This window comes from Paenibacillus sp. Aloe-11 (genome assembly GCF_000245715.1).
Classification (GTDB): domain Bacteria; phylum Bacillota; class Bacilli; order Paenibacillales; family Paenibacillaceae; genus Paenibacillus; species Paenibacillus kribbensis.
The window spans coordinates 175,125-192,748 of record NZ_JH601059.1 but is presented as its reverse complement, the minus strand read 5'-3'; the positions used below and the strand labels follow the sequence as shown (position 1 = coordinate 192,748).

The window sequence follows — 17,624 nt, the reverse complement described above, 5'->3', positions numbered from 1 at the left end:
GCTTCCGCATCAAAGCTGACCTCACTGGCTGGCGATGATAAGAACCCCAGCGCAGATACCGGCACTCATGTCTGTATCACGCCTTATGTGTGCGATTTACTCGACAAAAAACGTCTTGGCGAAGTCATTCGCCAGATTGCTCCAGATTATGTGCTTCATCTAGGCGGTAAAAATTCGGTGCCTGAATCATGGCAGAGTCCACTGCTGTACATGGAATCCAATGTACTGTCTACATTGTATTTGCTGGATGTACTGCGCTCTTTCCCCAAAGCCCGGATTGTTGTAGCGGGTTCTCGGCTAAAGACGGCTTTGCAGGCTCCGTACAATCCTACGCACCCGTACAGCCTCAGTAAAAGCCTTCAAGAGGCAGTCGCGCTTTCGTGGGGTGCGCTGTTCGATCAATCCGTTATGCTGGCGGAGCCTTGCAACTTGATTGGCCCGGGTCCCTCCACCGGCTTTTGCGCATTACTGGCGGGGTATATCGTTCGAACGGAGCGCATGAAAGGGCAGTCGGTTACTAAAGCTGCCCCGTTCCGGGTATCTTCCCGACATGCGCAGCGTGATTTTCTGGACGTTCGAGACGCGGTTCGTGCGTACGGCGTGCTGCTGAAGCAAGGTGTGCCGGGCCGCATTTACCCGGTCTGCACAGGCAGTATCGTAGAGCTGGGCCATATCGTGGAACGTATGATTGCACTGGCGAATACATCTGTCCCCATACAATGGGGGGATACAGCGGAGTCTGCCGCTACTTCGGCATACCGTGCGAAGGAGCTGGAGGACATGGGCTGGAAACCGACCATACAGCTGGGGCAATCACTAGAGGAAATGATTCAATACCGCCGAGCTGGAAAGGAAGGAACGATATGAGACCGAAAGTAACGATCGTCATTCCCTTTTACAACTGTTCATATGTGAATCAGGCTTTGCAAAGCGCATTGGAGCAAAGCTATGGACCGCTTGAGATTATTGTCGTCGATGATGGGTCCACGATACATCGCGAATTGCTTCAGCCCTATCTTCCATATATCTTTTATTTGGGCAAATCCAACGGTGGAACAGCCAGTGCGCTGAATCATGGTATCCGGCATGCCAGCGGCGAATATATTGCGTGGCTCAGCTCCGATGATACCTACCAAAGAGACAAAATTAATAATCAGGTTTCCTTTATGTTGGAGCAAGGTGCACATATCTCCCACACCAACTTCAATTCCATCAATCAATACAGCCAAATCATAACGTATCAGGCAGCCCCCGTACTCCCGTCCATGACGGAGTTTTACCGTTTTTTCCAGCATGGTAATCCGGTTAATGGATGCACGGTCATGTTTAAAAAGGAGCTGTTCTCACATATCGGTCTGTTCGATGAATTGCTGCCGTATACTCATGATCTGGATATGTGGTACCGAGTGATGCTGGCGGGATATCCATTTCCTTTTCTGAATGAGTCGCTGGTCAATTATCGCTGGCATGATGAAATGGGAACAAATAAGCATCGGCATGTCATTGAACAGGAATACTTAATTACCCAGGCGCGCTACAGAACCAGCTTAACTGAGCTGCTGAACGGATTTGCTGCTATGTAGTACGAATCAGAGGAGCGTCATATAAGGCTGGGAAGGCAGAGGCTGAGCAGTTTCGGCCTCTTTTTTGTTGGTAAACCTAGCATGTGCATAATTTTAGTGGCGTGTCCAAGAAGCATACAGTTTCTAGCTTGTGAGAATCCAACCATGGGATGGACAAGCCTCCGTTGGATATCTATATATGCGAAATCTGCGTGTAGAAGCGTAGGACATGTGGTTAAGGAAAAAGCCTGTGACCTGCAGTGCCAGTATAGAGCACGCAGATTCACAGGCCAATTACAAATGACTAATGATGGTAGGGAGAGACCAAGTTAGTTAGGAAAATAATACCTTTGTTATGAAGTTGGTCCTACAGTGCTAATTACTGCCCAATCGCCGAACGGGAATGTGTGTTCTGGTACAAAATTTCCAGCAGCATCTTTTCCTTGGGCCGCAATCGAGATATCACTTGCGATTGCGGCTGGGGCTGGAGATGAAACGTTAATGATATATGCGGGTACTACAGTAGGAATCGTAAGTGTGACGACTGCATTTGCAGCCAAGGCAAATGTGGTTAAGAAATAAGGTACTGCTGCTGTACCTGGTGGTGCGCTCCCAGGCGCGCTATAAGCATGAACAACGATGGGAGAAAGTGCTGCTGCTGTTGTATTAGTGATACGTACTACAACAGAACTCGAATGGAAAGTGGCATTTGGATTAAGATTTTCAATTGCTCCTATCGAAAAAACTGCCATATTTTTCACCCCCTTTGTATTATCAATATATGAAAAAGGATAGTTTTAGAGTGTGCGAATGATAGAGGGGTTAAGTGCAAATTACTGGTTTTATTTTCACTGTATGTCGCAAAAAGTAATTAAACCACAGGCTGGTTCTATTAGGAACCAGCCTGTGGTTATTCCTTAAGCCACGATCATTGGACCTTGTGGGCTCCGGTGAAATACATCAATCGGGAGAGGGATCGGCTGCTGTGTATGCCACCCGAACGCATGAAGCTCCCTGGGGCTGGGAATAGGCCGCAACCGTCCGCCCTCAGCATAATACAGTCCGTGATTCGGGCCCATATACAGTCGGTAATCAATCAGTTCGTGCTCCTCGAAAACATTAAAATCAATAGGCGGGCCAATAGGCAAAGTCTCCAGTTGCGCGAATGAAAGAGGAATCGATTCGTTGTCCTCATAGCCCAGCAAACGGAACGATTCGAAATCGTGAAAGGGGTAGCGCAGACCATGGCTGATCAGGTGCATACCGTTCATAGGATCTCTAGCGATGTAAACCGCTGGGAAATGATCGTGAAGTTGGCCATTATGCAGTAACGGCTTGCCGTTGGGAATACTGTTCACCATGGCATCCGACAGTTGGATTACCCGATCGAAACGAAAATGGAAAGCATGAAAAGTATCAAGCGACCCGACAGGCCGCTTAAGCCCTTTCTCGATTTGATAAATATTTGCTTTAGAGTCTCGAATGAGTATTCCATTAGGCAAAGAAGAATCCTTAGGTTGATGATGCGGATGCCCGGTAGTTACCCGTCCGGGGAAAAAGAATTCATCTAATGCGTAAATGAGACGTTCAGGGTTAAAATTCCATTTTCTTAGAAATATTCGGCGATTTCTCTGGCCCCATTCAGCCATATCAATTGAATTATGTGTAAAACTGGCGTTCCCCTCATGATGGACATGACTGTCTCCTGCGATGAGGAGCCTTAACCCTGTTTTTAGGGTCCGGTACCCGAAATCAATATCTTCATAGCCGCCTCCCGGAAATGCTTCGTCTAAATACCCGATCTGATGTATCAATTGACGACGGAACAACATACAAAATCCGCTTAAAGCCGTTGTATCTCGCCAAAGTGAGGGATTAGCAATATTAAAATTTTTGGTGAATTCATGATAGGTCTCTGTGGTTGAATAGGACATAGGAAGACGCTGCATTGGCGTCACCATGTTGGACACAGGACCGACAATACCAATATCCGATGAGCTATAAAGTGCATGAATTAAATTTTCCAGCCAATGGTGAGATACCATCGTATCATTATTGAGTAGAAGAATAGTATCCCCTGCAGATGCTTTAATACCTTGATTACAGGCTGCTGCAAATCCACGGTTTGTTCCATTCTCAATTAAATGTACGTTCTCCCGACGACGTAGTTGATGCTGAGTACCGTCTGTCGATCCATTGTCAATACAGATCAATTCGTAGGGAATGGTAGTATAGCGAACGATGCTATTCAGGCACCGTTCCGTTAATTCCCAGTTGTTTAACGTAAGGATAACGATACTGACCAGCATAAAATTCTCTCCTTAAAATTAAAGAGTATTCAAAACCATTTGTAATTGTGGCTGATATGTCTGTCTGACGGTTTCTAATTCCCGCACAATAGCTTGGTAATGTTGGACCGTACCCATTTGTTCATGATGGCGGTAGGCGGTGAGAGGCTCATTTAAATAGTAAAATTTTGTATGGTTCAATATTATACGAATCCAAAAATCATAATCATGAGTATATAACAGCTTCTCGTTGAAGTATCCAATGTTGCGAACATAATCCTTTTTCATCATTACCGTGCAGCCATTTAATGGGCAGTAGGAAGAAAACGCCTCAATAAAGGAACGTACTGTCATGAATTTAGCGGTTGCATTGTGACATATTACCTTGTTCGCTTTGTTAATGACATGATAATCAGTGAAACTGGCCTCAGCTTGATGTTGCTCCATAAAATTCACTTGATGTTCAATTTTGGTCGAATAAAACATATCGTCTGAACTAAGCCAAGCAATATACTTTCCCGTGCAGAATTGTATGCCATAATTGAGCGCGGTTGCCGTGCCACCGTTCATTTTTCCAATATAATAGATTCGATCCATATAAGGGATCAAATGTTCTTGATGCATAGTTGACCCATCATCTACGACAATAATTTCGATATTCGGATAAGTTTGATTTAAGACGCTGGCTACCGCTTGATCTACGTACGGACAATTGAAAAAGGGAATGATGACACTCACTTTGGGCAACGATTCCACATTTCCTCACCTCGCAATCTTCATGCGCTATTCTCCTCACCTTACGGTATGTTAAAACGAATTCATCATTGTGGACGAATCACCATATGGTAATTCATTTTGGGAAATTTACTAAAGGTAAAATAGTTATTTTGTTCAACCAAAGTTGTCCGTTGATTCATATATAGTTCATAGAAGGGTGGTGGAAAATTTGAAAATATTATTCACCTATATTGTTCCAAGCGGTGGAATGGAAACCCTGAACCGAACCCGTGGGGAAGTGTTACAAAAATATGGAGTAAACTGCCATTTTCTATATAGCCGTGATGGCGCAGGGCTACAGAACGGCTCTAGCTGCCCTACACATATATCAGATGATGATCAGGAAATTCAGCAATTGCTAAAAAAAGAAGGTTTCGAAGCAGTCGTTGTATCATCAGACTTTATTATGCTTGAGCGTTTGCGAAGATTAGGCTTTACCGGACCTATTATTTTTGAAGTGCAAGGGCTTGGCCCAATGGAATATGCGACTCAATTTATAAATAATGCAGCATTATACATTTTGTCTTATGCCGATGCCTTGTTATATCCTCCGACTTCTCATTTGAATCAGCTATTTGCACAATTTCCCACGAAAATCCATTTTAATTTCTCCAACTGTGTTGATACTGCCAAAATTCAATATCGTCCAAATATTGAACATTCATATCCAATCATCGGTTGGGTAGGACGAATTGAATCTAACAAAAATTGGCGTGAATGTTTAGAGATTGTCCACCATTCTGTGGACCAGGAGCCCAACTTGCGGTTATGGTTGTTTGAAGATCCTAATTTGTGTACACGTTCTGAACGAGAAGATTTCCTGAAAATGGTTTCTGATTTTAATTTGGAACATCGCTTGGTTCTATTTTCCAACATCCCGCACAGCGAAATGCCATATTATTATTCTGCTATCGGAGATTCTGGAGGATACTTATTGTCCACTTCTATACTTGAAGGGTTTGGTTATGCGGTAGCAGAAGCAATGAGTTGCCGTTGTCCTATCCTCTCTACTGATTCTGACGGAGTGCGTGCTTTTATTAAACATGACATTACAGGTAAATTTTATCCAACGGGTAGTAATGAAGCAGCGGTTCAACAAGGGTTAGAATTGATGAGAAATTATCCACTACGTAATTCAATTCGTAAGAAAGGCAGAGAACATATAGAATCTACTTTCGGTTTAGAAACCTACGTATCTCATTTTATTGGTATGTTGCACTATTTGGGTTTATAAAAAACAACAAAAAGAGGCGGTTTACATCTGATTAATGTAAATGCCCCTTTTTTAGGTTGGATTGCTCAGATGTACCTTATGATCTAATCCGCTTTTTACTTTCTCCCCGAATGCCTGGCTTAAACTTTATATTGTTTTCTTCAGGTCATGAACGACAGCATCAATTTCCTGGAGCAGGTTATTAAGCCTGCTTTGGAATATACCTATGCCGAAAGATTCCACGGCTTCCTTGCGATTTTTAGTTCCTATTTCCAGCATGCGATCTTTATGTTGAAGGAGATCAGCAATTGTTTGTGAAAGTCTGTCCACATCACCTTTAGGCACTAAAAATTCCTCATTACCCGTGTTTTGGAGTAGCTCACCAAGTCCTGCTGAGTCATAAGCAACCACTGGTTTGCCGAATGCCATCCCTTCAAGAGCAGTCATTCCAAAGCCTTCATCAATCATGCTAGGTACAACAACAACATCAAGCGCAGGGTATAATTGTTCAATGTGTTTGGCAAACGGAAGAAATATAATGCGTGACGGATCTAAGGTTGAATGCGCCAATGTTTGGCATTTATTGAAGTAGTCTGTTATTTCTAGACTTCCAGCAATCAGAAATTTGGCTTGAGGAAAGTGTGGTATTAGTCTACCGGCCATATTGATAAATTGATCAATTCCTTTATGGGCTGAAACTATCCCGGATACGAGCCCTATCAGCGTCTCGTGGTCGACAATATTATGGACTGCCCTCAGATAACGACGATTTTCTTCCCACTTTTCAGGATGCAATTCAGTATCATTCCAGGAAGGGGATATAAGCCTTTTTTTATTATTAACTATTGAATCTTTAAAGGGGGCAAGTACTGCTTCCGATATACCGATAATCCAATCTGCATAACGATTTACGATCCTCACTGCATCAATCTGATGTGCCTCTGGATACAAAATTTCGTTTATTATCCAAGCAACGGGGATGCCCGCTTTTTTTGCCGCAGCCGCAGGCAACGCATTTACCGCTGTGTTAACAATCACCCAATCCGGTCTATGCATGTGGAGAAGGGTTAATAGGGATCGGTAGGAATTAGAAGCCTCTTGTTTAGCAAATTCCTGATGCATAGCTGGCGATGATTCATACAAGGACCACAGCAGTGGAGAATCTTGAATGGCAATACGTATACCCGCAGTTTCTGCTTCTATTGACAGCATGCCGGCACAGGGAACAACCAACACAACCTCATATTGCCCGGTAAGGATTCTGGCTAAAAAAAGCAGCCATTTCTCGGCACCCGACATTCGATCCGGATGGCAAATATGTGAGAATAACATTACCTTAGATTTTACGCTCACGGGCTACATACCCTATGCATATCTCGGGTATGATTGTCACCTCCTTTGGATAGGTAATTTACTATATGAGCGATGTTTATCCCTCGACACGAGCATTCACCCATGTATTATTCATTACAAAGTAGTCATATGTATAATATTTTGAATTTTTATACGCAGATTCTGGTATTTCACAACTATGGGTACTGCGTACATGCAATAGATCGCTTTAGGTGTCTATTTGTGCTTTCGCCTGTGCCAAGCTGTGCGGCAACGCATAAAATAGTGTGAGAGGGGATAGCACATATGGACTGTCATACTGGCATAAACAACGCACGGGATGCGTCTGTCTCCGTAGTTGCTGGTAAGGTTCAAGCGCCGACCCGTTCAGGTATAAAAGGAGGGTGCGCTTATGAAGGCTTTGGTCACTGGAGGAGCCGGATTTATCGGTTCCCATCTGGTGCGTGCGCTTGCTGACTCGGGTATCAGGGTGCATGTATTGGATAATCTGACGACCGGGAATGTCGCAAATGTGGACCCGCGCGCGGTCTTGCATATGGCGGATATACGCAGCTCTGAAATCCGGACGCTGCTGATTCGGGAAAGCCCGGATATTGTGTTTCACTTGGCGGCACAGGCTGATGTGCAGCATTCTATTCATCAACCGGATGAGGACGCGGATGTGAATGTGCTGGGGACGATTCATCTGTTGCAGGCTTGCCATGAGGCCAGTGTATCCAAACTTATATTTGCATCTACATCCGGCGTATACGGAGAACTGCAAAAGCAGTATATTCAGGAGGACGATCCCACGGAGCCGATCTCGGGCTATGGGCTGTCCAAGCTGACCGCAGAGTCGTATATTCGACTTTTTCATCGGTTATACGGCATGAGCTACACGATTTTGCGTTACGGAAATGTGTATGGTCCCGGCCAGGCGCCGAAGGGAGAGGGCGGTGTAGTCGCTCTGTTTATGGAGCGGCTGAAAAAAGGAAGCCCCTTGCTCATTCACGGCGACGGAACGCAGACCCGCGACTTTGTGTTCGTCAAGGACGTAGTCAGAGCGAATATAGCGGCGATGCGTGCAGCAGATCAACGGACGGTACATGTAAGTACAGGACGAACGACATCTATCAATCGATTGGCCTATGATTTGCTAAAGCTGCACGGTTCGTCCGTTCGCCCCGTATATTCAGCCGCGCGTCCGGGAGACATTCACCATAGCTGCCTTAGCAACACAGTCGCCCGACATTGGCTTCGATGGGAACCGCTATATGGCATCTCTGCTGGCTTAAAGGAAACATATGTTAGAAGTATAGGGTCAGGCCAAGAAGACGCGTATTGATTGCGCGAGAAAATCAGGAAGGGGCTGAGGATGAGATTCAGCCCCTCTAATTTTATTCTATTGACTCCTGTTCCACTTCATAGTATAGCGAGTATCATGCAGGCAGCGCCTGTCCACCATACATAATCATGAATCATAACGAACCCTCCTGATAAAAGCCTCATTGAGAGGCTAAACAAGATTTTCGTTCAATAACCTCGGTATTCACCAGCACCTGCGTGTGATGCTCCTGGTTTTGATTGAGCTTCTCCATAAGCAAGTTAACAGCTGTCTGGGCCAAAACATCCTTTTTTACGTGAATGGTAGTTAGTTCAGGGCTGATGACCTTGGCCTCATGAATATTATCAAACCCCATAACGGAGATTTGCTCAGGTACTCGAATATTCATTTCCTGAAACGTTTTAATCGCGCTAATCGCCATGTAGTCATTTTCACAAAACAGGGCCGAAGGAAGCTCGTCCAATTCTTGGATAGCTGCTTTAAAAGAATCCTGCGACATGACCAGCATGGGATGCATATTAAAGGTTAGACTATCATCTATGGTAAGACCCTGTTCCTCTAAAGCTGCCATAAACCCTTCCTTTCGTTTCTTAAAGTTGAGGATTCTGGTACTGGATTGCACGTATCCTATTTGTTTGTGTCCAGACTGAATCAAATATTGACCTGCTTGATACCCGCCAAGGTAGTTATTAATGGATACAAAACTGGCGTCGATGTGTTCAAAGCAAGTATCCAAAATAACGATATTGGCATGAATGGATTGTATAGAATGAATAATCTCGGCAGTTAAATTCGTGCCCAGTAAAAGCACTCCTGAGGAGGGCTGATCCTTTTCCAAGGCAGACAATTCCTCTTCGAGATTATGGCTATCAAAGGACGAGAAAATAAGCGTGTTTCCATGTTCTTTCACCTGGTTGGTAATATGATGAATTAATTCATTGAAAAATGGAAGAGAGTCATAATGCTCTATCACAATGTCTGTATTTTTACATGCAACAAAACGAATGACATGGTGATTTTTGATGAATTCTTTATTTGACTTCATGGTCCGCGGTTTATATCCGTGCTCTTGGGCAATTTTTAAAATATGCTCCTTGGTTTCTTCGCTAACTCCGGGTTTGTTATTAAAAGCAAGGGAGACGGCAGATTTCGATACACCGGCAAGCCTTGCAATATCATCAATTTTCAACGTGGAACCTCCTATTGGACTAAACTACATAAATTATATCATTATTATGTGAGGAAGTTTACTTTATAAACTAAACTAAATTAAACTAAATGAAATAAAAATAGAAAATAAAAAATATTGACCTCGTATCACTTGTGATGTTAAAATCCAAGTGTAAAACGCTTTATTTTAGTTTATTTTATGTATTATTATATAAAATATATTATTTTGTTTTGTTTGTTGAATTGGGCAAAAAAGGAAAGGTGATTGATTTGAGCTTTAACATTGCTAAAAATCAAAGAAGTTTTACACAAGAGGGCAAGCCTTTCTTTTATTTGGCGGATACTGTCTGGAGCGCGTTTACCAACGCGACGATTGAAGAGTGGAGCGAATACCTGGACTATCGAAAAATGCAGGGCTTCAACGTTTTACAAATCAATATGCTCCGGCAATGGGATGCAAGTGAATCAGATTTGAATCTGCAACCGTTTGCATTAATGGAAAATGGAGATTTTAACTACCATGCATTAAACGAAGCCTATTTCGACCGGGCAGAAGTCATGCTCCAGATGGCTGTAGAGCGCGGATTTATTCCGGCGTTGGTTCTTCTGTGGTGTAACTATGTGCCGGATACGTGGGCTGAAATGTTCCAAAAGGGCAATAAAATGCCGTTGGATTGCGTTGAAAACTATGTAGCTTATGTTGTGAACCGCTATTCCCGATTCGAGCCTGTATATTTAATCAGCGGGGATACCGATTTTCCAACAGAACGTGCTAATGCGTACTATTTGAAGGCACTGGAAACAGTACAGAAATTAAGCCCGACAAGCTTGACCACCCTGCATATTCAAGGCAGATTGAGAGAAATTCCGGAAGTCTTTGCACAGCACAAGGGGCTTGGATTTTATATGTATCAATCAGGACATAATTCCGAGTTTCAACATGTAGCTCACGAGATTGCACAGCATTTCTATCACAAGCCGGAAATACGACCTGTAATTAATGGAGAACCCTGCTATGAACAAATCAGCTACAGCCGCAATGTATACGGCAGATATACGGCACTGGATGCCAGAAAAGCGGCATGGCAAAGTCTTCTTGCAGGCGGGGGAGCCGGAGTCACTTATGGAGCACACGGCATTTGGAGCTGGCATAAGAAGGGCAAGAAGTTTGGCATTGTAGAAGGGGAGGGCTTCGATAGCCCTTATGATTGGAGAATGGCATTGCGTTTTGAGGGCGCGTGGGATTATTCCTTTATGAAGTATGTATTTGAAATGTATAACCTGATTGGCATTAAGCCGCTGGACATTATTTTGAACAATACAGGGGAAATCAGAGCTGCGGGCAACGAGAATACCATCGTCTTGTATGTTCCTGTTAACACGAGGGTGCGTTTAAGCATCAACGTACAGGACTACAAGTTTACAACGATTGATTTAGCGGAGAGACGATTTGCGCAAACGGAAGTGTCCGTCCACGAGGATCGATCCATGATCGACATGCACAGCTTTGAAAGTGATGTTGTGATCATCGGAACGAAATAAAACATAGAGAAGAATGCGGATGGAGTGAAGCAACATGTGGAAAATCGGCAACGTCTGAGTATTGCTGTACGGATTTGGAAACGATGTTGGAAGAAGCATCCATGAAGGAGTGATCATGATGGATTACAAAAAGACGGCTAGAGAAGTGCTAAACTCGGTTGGGGGAAACGAAAATATAAACAGTGTCATTCACTGTGTGACTCGGCTGAGATTCAAACTGAAGGATCAGCAATTGCCTGATAAGGAACAAATCAAGCAGATTGACGGTGTGATTACTGTCGTAGAAAGCGGCGGCCAATTCCAGGTAGTTATCGGTAATGAGGTCCCTAAGGTATATGAAGCTCTTTTGGAGACGATGGGAGTAAAGCCGGATCAAGTGAATCAAGAAGAGCAAAGCAATGAGAAATCCAGCTTATTCAGCCGATTTGTCGATGTGATCTCAGGCGTCTTCATGCCCGTTGTTGGTGTGCTCGCCGCTGTCGGGATTCTAAAAGGACTATTGGCCTTGTGTACATCTATGGGCTGGATGACGGATCAGATGGGCACGTATAAAATTTTATACGCGACAGCAGACGCTATGTTTTATTTCTTCCCGGTTATTCTAGGATTTTCAGCAGGTAAAAAATTTGGAGGCAACCCGTACCTGTCTGCTGTTTTGGGGGCCGCCTTGGTGTATCCGACTATGACTGCCGCCTTTACAGATAAAACGGCGCTGACCTTTTTGACCATACCTGTCGTTCTGATTAATTATACTTCTTCTGTTATACCTATCATTATTGGAGCATTTTTGGCAGCTAAGGTCGAAAAATTGATAAGCAAGTATGCACCTACGTCTATCAAAATGTTCATTGTGCCTTTGCTGACCTTGGCGATCATATCACCGATTGTTTTTCTGGTTGTCGGACCGGTATCAACTATAATCAGTGATGGGTTAGCTAATGGTTCCATGTGGATTTACCATTTAAGTCCGGCTGCAGCTGGTCTCGTTCTGGCCGGGTTCTGGCAGGCCATTATTATCTTTGGTCTGCATTGGGCCTTCATTCCAATTCTCCTGAATAATGTAGTTACGAACGGGTTTGATCCGATTAACGGGATGTTGTTCTGTACGACTTTTGCTCAAACTGGTGCAGCCTTTGCCATTGCTTTGAAATCACGTGACCCTAAATTAAAGCCGATTGCCACTTCTGCTTCAATTGCGGGTTTGATGGGAGTTACGGAACCAGCTATTTACGGGGTTACGCTGCCTACCAAAAAACCGTTCATTTTGGCTTCCATTGCCGCAGGTATAGGGGGAGCCACAGCAGGCTTACTGGGATCAACGGCATACGGTTTTGCCTCCGGCGGCATTTTCGGTATTCCTATGTTCATTAATCCAAAAGGCATAGATGCAGGGTTCACGGGCTTTATTATATCTTTGGTTGTGGCTTTTGTACTCGCATTTATCCTGACCTATCTTTTCGGCTATAAAAATGCTAAACCAGCGCCCGAGATTAAGGTTGCGGATGAAAGCAAAGTGGAGGAAAAGGTGGTATTCAGTCCTCTAAACGGTGAATTGATTCCTTTAAGCGCTGTAAAAGATGAGGCTTTCTCCAGTGGTGCGATGGGTCAGGGAGCGGCTGTTATTCCAAAAGAAGGGGTAGCCTATGCGCCATTTAACGGAACGGTTGTTACCGTTTTCAAAACAAAGCATGCAATCGGACTTATCTCTGAGGATGGGGTTGAACTGCTCATTCACATTGGAATTAATACGGTCAGCTTGAAAGGAAAACATTTCACTTCTTTTGTGTCTGAAGGGGATACTATTCAAAAAGGAGACAAGTTGGTTGAATTTGATCCCCAGGCTATAACAGATGAGGGATATGATATCACCACATCCGTCATTGTAACCAATACAGCCGTGTACACGGATATCATAGTGGAAAATGGGGCGGAAATTCATGCTGGAGAACACTTATTGAAGATTAGATAGATTCATTAAATATTTGTAATTAATTTAGATATAGGTTGGTATGATATCGAGGCTGGAGTCCAATTGTATATATGTATACGGAGTGCCAGGGAAGCTCAGGACAGTGAGTTTCTCTGGCACTCCGTGCTGATGATGGCGGCAGTGAAGTTACCTCACACCTAGTGAGTTCATCATTTGTCGGAAGGAGCGCACATATTTGCGTGGTGCCAACAGGCTGACGATTCGTGCCTGCCCCTTCCGGCGGATAGATTTGCGTTGAGGTACGTTGTGCATCAGCTCCAGTCCTTGCAATACCGCCTGCTGGATGTCTCCTTGTTGATAAAATTTACCGGTTTTGTTGTGATCGATGAATGCTTGTACTCCGTCTGAATCGGAGCTTAATACCGGGCAACGGCAGGCCATCGCCTCCGCTACCGCATAGCCGAAGCCCTCCACCAGAGAAGTCGACAGCAGGTAACCGCCGGAGTCGCCAATCATGGAGTAATACAGAGGCATTTTGGCATGAGGTACGCTTTTAAAACGCTCGATAATCGAGGACATGCCGAGCTGAGCCAGCATATTCTCAAATTGTATCTGATCCTCGGGCTGAGACAAGGTATCATCATAAAACATCCATATTCGAAGATCAGGACGCTTTTGCAGCATCCAGTAAGAGATATCGACAAAATGCCTCCAGTTCTTGTTTGGCTCCAGCCGACCAACCCATGCAATGACCGGATTGATCGGAGGAGTGTTAGGTACATAATTAAATACGCTGGTATCCAGTACGTTTGGAAACACATAACGTTTGAGCCACGGACACATGCTGGAGAATAGATCCACTAAATGAGTCGTATCTGGCAGGAGCACCGCATCGGCATATTTTTGAAGATACGGAACCGCATTCGTGACTACTAATGCCGCCTCCTCATATGAGCCAAAGCCCTGCGATTCATAGATCAATATCCCCTGATAGCCTAACATTCGCAGTTTGGGGAGCATAGGAAAATCCGAAGAGACGATAATTGCATCGTAGCGATAAACCTCCACCAGTTTTCGGATTTCTTCTTCCGAAGAAGTTATAAACACTGGAATATCACCGTTCAGATTTTGCATTCCCGTACCCTGCTGATAATAGAGAAGGTGACATTCAATCCCGTCCTGAATGAGCACTTTACAGCGTTGGCGGTTCAGGGTTTCCACGCCGCCGCTGGGTATATAAAAAGTGAATAGAACTTTGATCTCCATAACCCCCTTTGCCAATCGCAAGCTCCTATACCAAGATATTCAACCCACGGGACGGGGTGTGGGTATCTATGGAAGCCTAGATTGAATTAGCGCGTAATTGTGGCTGGGGCGAGCATCCTCCGGGGAGTGCTCCGTTGCTTAAATGGCATTTATGCTAAAGCTTTTATTCTTAGCATCCACCCATCCGATACTCACATTACAACCAAGTTCATACTTAAGCATATTGCCCAGTTCTTTTTGAGCAGAAAGCATGTTATCCATATTGGTATCAGAAAAGCCATCAATCGGAAAGAAAATATTTTTAGATTGAGTAGTGATTTTTCCCTCTTCACTTTGTCTCCATGTCCATCTTCTCGTTCTTACTGAGTTACCAGTAGCATACACAATTTCATTCTTATCTACCGACTCAATCTCTGTACTACCAAATGGAAGGAAAAAATCTTGCTCCTCTGAAAAGCGCAAAGTCATTTCTCCATTCATTGTATCAATGTCATGTGCACCAATCGGAATTTTATATTTAAGTGATACGGCATTACCCAAATCAACTGCCGTGTTAATGTTTGGCATACCTTTCCCCTTAGATATTCTCGTCAATAATGCTTCGATAGAACACATGTATTTATTTGGATTTACATTAAGTTTACGGAAAGCCTCTCGGTAGCATAATACCGATTCTATTTCTTTCACATTCACTCCTTCAAGAGAGGATTGACACAAAAGCATATTTTCCTCCAAAAGCTTTTTAATCTTCAAATTTTGCACAGTATTATCTATTCCATGTGCAATTACAACGGCAAAACAAACTGTATCCAGTGTTTCAAAAACCTTGTCTTCTACTAGGAATTTCATAAAAACCTCCTAAAATAAATGAATAAGCAAAAACCATACAGCAGGAACTAGCAAAGATGGCAATAGATTAAATGCACGAAATGACTTGATTTTTAATATAGATAACCCGGAAGCCAAAATAAGAAAACCTCCAATAATGGAGACTTCTGTCATAAATTCAGGTGTAAGAAATGGTGCAACTTGATGGGCAAGAAGAAAAATACCCCCCTGCCAGATAAACAATACCAATGCGGACAAGGCAATACCTATTCCATAAGTTGAAGCCAACACAAGAGAAGTAACTAAATCCAATGCCGCATTAGTAAACAAATAAGTGTCGTTCTGATTAAGCGCGCTTTCAATCGGTCCGAGAATAGACAAGGTTCCAAGGCAGAAAAGCATAATAGCTGTTGATAAACCTTGTCCAAGATCAGTTTTGGAGTATTTTTCCACGAGCTTATTAAATTTGCCATCCAGTTCTATAGCCGTACCTAAAATGCCACCAATGGCAAGACTTACAATAAACAAAACAGGATAGGTGCTGTTGAACATATTTTTTATGACAGCATGTATGCCCAGACCTGTTGCTGCAAGTCCCATTGCATCATAAAGAATGTTCTGATATTTTTCTTTAAGTCCTTTTCTTATTACACTACCCACTATACTTCCCACAAGAATTGTGCCTATGTTTACAAATGTTCCAATCACTAAGTTTCTCCTTTCAAAAAAGTAATTATAAAGATTTTAAACTCTCTAGTTGCTAGAGGGTCAAGTGGTATTTGCATGCGCTATTTTGAACAAGAGGACATACAGGTTGTTATCGAGGACCGGACCGCTCCATTGGAAGGCCGCGCCGGAGCGATAGCGACATGAAAGATAATTAGTAACGTAATGTTGTTATAATAGTTTTATAAGCAAGGAGGTATTGAAGAATGTCAGATAAAGATCATAAAGGATCTGGTAAAAAGGCTCTTTTAACCATTGGAGAAATGGCCCGGCTCTTTCACATGAATATCCGCACACTTCGATATTACAATGAACTAGGCATCCTAAAACCAGAATATGTAAATCCAGATACGAATTATCGCTACTATTCTACAAATCAGTTTGAGCGTTTGAATACAATAAAATATTTACGTGCTTTAGATGTGCCACTAGAAAAAATATCTAATTTTTTCGATGAAAAAGATGTGAATACCATGTTGTCTATTTTTATGGAGCAGCGTGAGAGTGTCTTAAAAAAGCAAAAGCAATTAGCACAAATTGAAAAGAAAATTACAAACCGCATTGAACAGATAGAAACCGCTCTATCAGCATCATATGGTCAAGTCATAGTCAAGTATTTACCACAAAGAGAGATTGTATTATTAGAGAAAAAATTCACCCTTGCTGATGATTTAGAACTTCTTATTCGGGATTTAAGTAAAGAGCATTGTCTAGATGATGCCATTTTTCTTGGAAAAGTTGGTGTATCTGTTAGTCAGCAGGATTTGATCGAAGGACAATTTACACATTTTTCATCTATTTTTGTGGTCGTTGAGGCTGAGGACGGTTTCAAAGATAAAGATAGCGTATTGTCGGAAGGCTCTTATGCAACTGTTCAATATAGGGGCACTCATGAGGATGCTTCGCCGTATTACACTTTGCTGCTAAATTATCTTAAAGATTCTGGCTTTCAAATTAAAGGGGATTCTGTAGAAATCACTATAATTGATGCAGGAATGACAAATGATTACAATAAATTCGTGACGGAATTGCAAATACCATTCTTATGTTAAACAAGTATCTAGTCTTTTTGACAGATAAGTTGGTGACAGTTACATTGACAAAGCTCCAAAAGAGGCTGATCCGGTTTCAAAGTTAGCGTTTGAGATCAGATTGGTAAACAATACGCTCATCGCTTTTTATACACTCCCTTCATACGATGTAATGATAGTAGATGCGTATCCATGCTATAGCGAATCGGACAAGTTAACGAAGCTAAAAGCGCATTTTCGTATTCACATTTTAGACACATTATTTTAAGCTTCTATTTAAGTGATGTTAAGCTAAGGCTATATGTGTGGGATTATCATTAGAATTTAGGAATGTAGCATGAGGTGGGGAGCAGCAGGTGGAGACCGCTCCGCGAAGGCTTAGGGCTTCCGATCGCTGTTGCCGTGGGATTCTTCTTGTTTGAATAAGACATGAAGAGGTAAGAATCCCCCGGCAAAGGCGACCGCTAACGCTTCTCCAGCTCCCAAGCCTCCGCTCCGCTGCTACCCGCCACTCATGCAACATTTTGGTGGGAAGCAGAAGGGGGGAGACCGCTCCGCGAAGGTTTTGGGCTTCCGATCGCTGTTGCCGTGGGATTCTTCTTGTTTGAATAAGA

At 43.2% G+C, this 17,624-nt stretch carries 15 protein-coding genes; 7 read left to right on the top strand and 8 right to left on the bottom strand.

Annotated features, from left to right (window positions below):
* Both WG8_RS19035 and WG8_RS19030 read left to right on the top strand, forming a co-directional pair.
* Positions 1-867 (top strand): NAD-dependent epimerase/dehydratase family protein (locus WG8_RS19035; protein ID WP_007431857.1); only part of this gene is annotated, 867 nt, incomplete at its 5' end.
* Entirely contained in the window at positions 864-1,583 is a 720-nt protein-coding gene (locus WG8_RS19030; RefSeq protein WP_007431856.1) for a glycosyltransferase, read from the top strand. The genes WG8_RS19035 and WG8_RS19030, both read left to right, overlap by 4 nt.
* A 332-nt stretch (positions 1,584-1,915) precedes the next feature.
* Here the strand turns inward: WG8_RS19030 and WG8_RS19025 are convergent, their stop codons facing one another.
* The 3 genes from WG8_RS19025 to WG8_RS19015 all read right to left on the bottom strand — a co-directional run bounded on the left by WG8_RS19025 (position 1,916) and on the right by WG8_RS19015 (position 4,606).
* Positions 1,916-2,314 carry a hypothetical protein gene (locus WG8_RS19025; protein ID WP_007431855.1) on the bottom strand — a complete coding sequence of 133 codons (399 nt, stop codon included), beginning with the start codon at positions 2,312-2,314 and terminating at the stop codon, positions 1,916-1,918.
* 165 nt (positions 2,315-2,479) lie between these two features.
* Positions 2,480-3,871 carry a glycosyltransferase family 2 protein gene (locus WG8_RS19020; protein ID WP_007431854.1) on the bottom strand — a complete coding sequence of 464 codons (1,392 nt, stop codon included), beginning with the start codon at positions 3,869-3,871 and terminating at the stop codon, positions 2,480-2,482.
* 18 nt (positions 3,872-3,889) lie between these two features.
* Entirely contained in the window at positions 3,890-4,606 is a 717-nt protein-coding gene (locus tag WG8_RS19015; RefSeq protein WP_007431853.1) for a glycosyltransferase, read from the bottom strand.
* A gap of 181 nt (positions 4,607-4,787) precedes the next feature.
* Here WG8_RS19015 and WG8_RS19010 point away from each other — a divergent pair, with 181 nt between their 5' ends.
* The gene (locus WG8_RS19010; RefSeq protein ID WP_232289130.1) at positions 4,788-5,861 is read left to right on the top strand and encodes a glycosyltransferase family 4 protein; all 1,074 of its coding nucleotides are present in this window, start codon (positions 4,788-4,790) and stop codon (positions 5,859-5,861) included.
* A gap of 126 nt (positions 5,862-5,987) precedes the next feature.
* Here WG8_RS19010 and WG8_RS19005 read toward each other — a convergent pair whose 3' ends face one another.
* Positions 5,988-7,193 (bottom strand): glycosyltransferase family 4 protein, encoded by a 1,206-nt coding sequence (locus WG8_RS19005; RefSeq protein ID WP_007431851.1) that lies wholly within the window; start codon positions 7,191-7,193, stop codon positions 5,988-5,990.
* Between the two features lie 391 nt (positions 7,194-7,584).
* On the opposite strand from WG8_RS19005, the gene WG8_RS19000 reads away from it, so the two are divergent.
* On the top strand, positions 7,585-8,517 hold the full coding sequence (locus tag WG8_RS19000; RefSeq protein ID WP_007431850.1) for an NAD-dependent epimerase/dehydratase family protein: 933 nt from the start codon (positions 7,585-7,587) through the stop codon (positions 8,515-8,517).
* Between the two features lie 160 nt (positions 8,518-8,677).
* Here the strand turns inward: WG8_RS19000 and WG8_RS18995 are convergent, their stop codons facing one another.
* Entirely contained in the window at positions 8,678-9,706 is a 1,029-nt protein-coding gene (locus tag WG8_RS18995; RefSeq protein ID WP_007431849.1) for a LacI family DNA-binding transcriptional regulator, read from the bottom strand.
* A 242-nt stretch (positions 9,707-9,948) separates the two neighbouring features.
* Here WG8_RS18995 and WG8_RS18990 point away from each other — a divergent pair, with 242 nt between their 5' ends.
* Together WG8_RS18990 and WG8_RS18985 are read left to right on the top strand one after the other, a co-directional pair.
* Positions 9,949-11,229 carry an apiosidase-like domain-containing protein gene (locus WG8_RS18990; protein WP_043891260.1) on the top strand — a complete coding sequence of 427 codons (1,281 nt, stop codon included), beginning with the start codon at positions 9,949-9,951 and terminating at the stop codon, positions 11,227-11,229.
* A gap of 118 nt (positions 11,230-11,347) precedes the next feature.
* Positions 11,348-13,198 (top strand): beta-glucoside-specific PTS transporter subunit IIABC, encoded by a 1,851-nt coding sequence (locus tag WG8_RS18985; RefSeq protein ID WP_007431847.1) that lies wholly within the window; start codon positions 11,348-11,350, stop codon positions 13,196-13,198.
* A 147-nt stretch (positions 13,199-13,345) separates the two neighbouring features.
* On the opposite strand, the gene WG8_RS18980 is transcribed toward WG8_RS18985, so the two are convergent.
* From WG8_RS18980 to WG8_RS18970, 3 genes are all read right to left on the bottom strand, one after another.
* A complete protein-coding gene (locus WG8_RS18980; RefSeq protein WP_007431846.1) occupies positions 13,346-14,425 on the bottom strand; it encodes a glycosyltransferase family 4 protein in 1,080 nt (359 codons plus the stop codon).
* 138 nt (positions 14,426-14,563) lie between these two features.
* Positions 14,564-15,274: a B3/B4 domain-containing protein gene (locus WG8_RS18975; RefSeq protein WP_007431845.1), complete on the bottom strand. Its 711-nt coding sequence runs from the start codon at positions 15,272-15,274 to the stop codon at positions 14,564-14,566.
* A gap of 9 nt (positions 15,275-15,283) precedes the next feature.
* Positions 15,284-15,961, bottom strand: coding sequence for a DUF554 domain-containing protein (locus WG8_RS18970; protein ID WP_007431844.1), 678 nt, complete (start codon positions 15,959-15,961; stop codon positions 15,284-15,286).
* 224 nt (positions 15,962-16,185) lie between these two features.
* On the opposite strand from WG8_RS18970, the gene WG8_RS18965 reads away from it, so the two are divergent.
* Entirely contained in the window at positions 16,186-17,031 is an 846-nt protein-coding gene (locus tag WG8_RS18965; RefSeq protein ID WP_007431842.1) for a MerR family transcriptional regulator, read from the top strand.
* Positions 17,032-17,624 lie beyond the last annotated feature (593 nt).

Bases quoted from the DNA above. Each gene is read 5' to 3' on its own strand.
- WG8_RS19020 (WP_007431854.1), bottom strand. From the start codon at position 3,871: ATGCTGGTCAGTATCGTTATCCTTACGTTAAACAACTGGGAATTAACG.
- WG8_RS18975 (WP_007431845.1), bottom strand. From the start codon at position 15,274: ATGAAATTCCTAGTAGAAGACAAGGTTTTTGAAACACTGGATACAGTT.
- WG8_RS19025 (WP_007431855.1), bottom strand. From the start codon at position 2,314: ATGGCAGTTTTTTCGATAGGAGCAATTGAAAATCTTAATCCAAATGCC.
- WG8_RS19030 (WP_007431856.1), top strand. From the start codon at position 864: ATGAGACCGAAAGTAACGATCGTCATTCCCTTTTACAACTGTTCATAT.
- WG8_RS19000 (WP_007431850.1), top strand. From the start codon at position 7,585: ATGAAGGCTTTGGTCACTGGAGGAGCCGGATTTATCGGTTCCCATCTG.
- WG8_RS18985 (WP_007431847.1), top strand. From the start codon at position 11,348: ATGGATTACAAAAAGACGGCTAGAGAAGTGCTAAACTCGGTTGGGGGA.
- WG8_RS18980 (WP_007431846.1), bottom strand. From the start codon at position 14,425: ATGGAGATCAAAGTTCTATTCACTTTTTATATACCCAGCGGCGGCGTG.
- WG8_RS18965 (WP_007431842.1), top strand. From the start codon at position 16,186: ATGTCAGATAAAGATCATAAAGGATCTGGTAAAAAGGCTCTTTTAACC.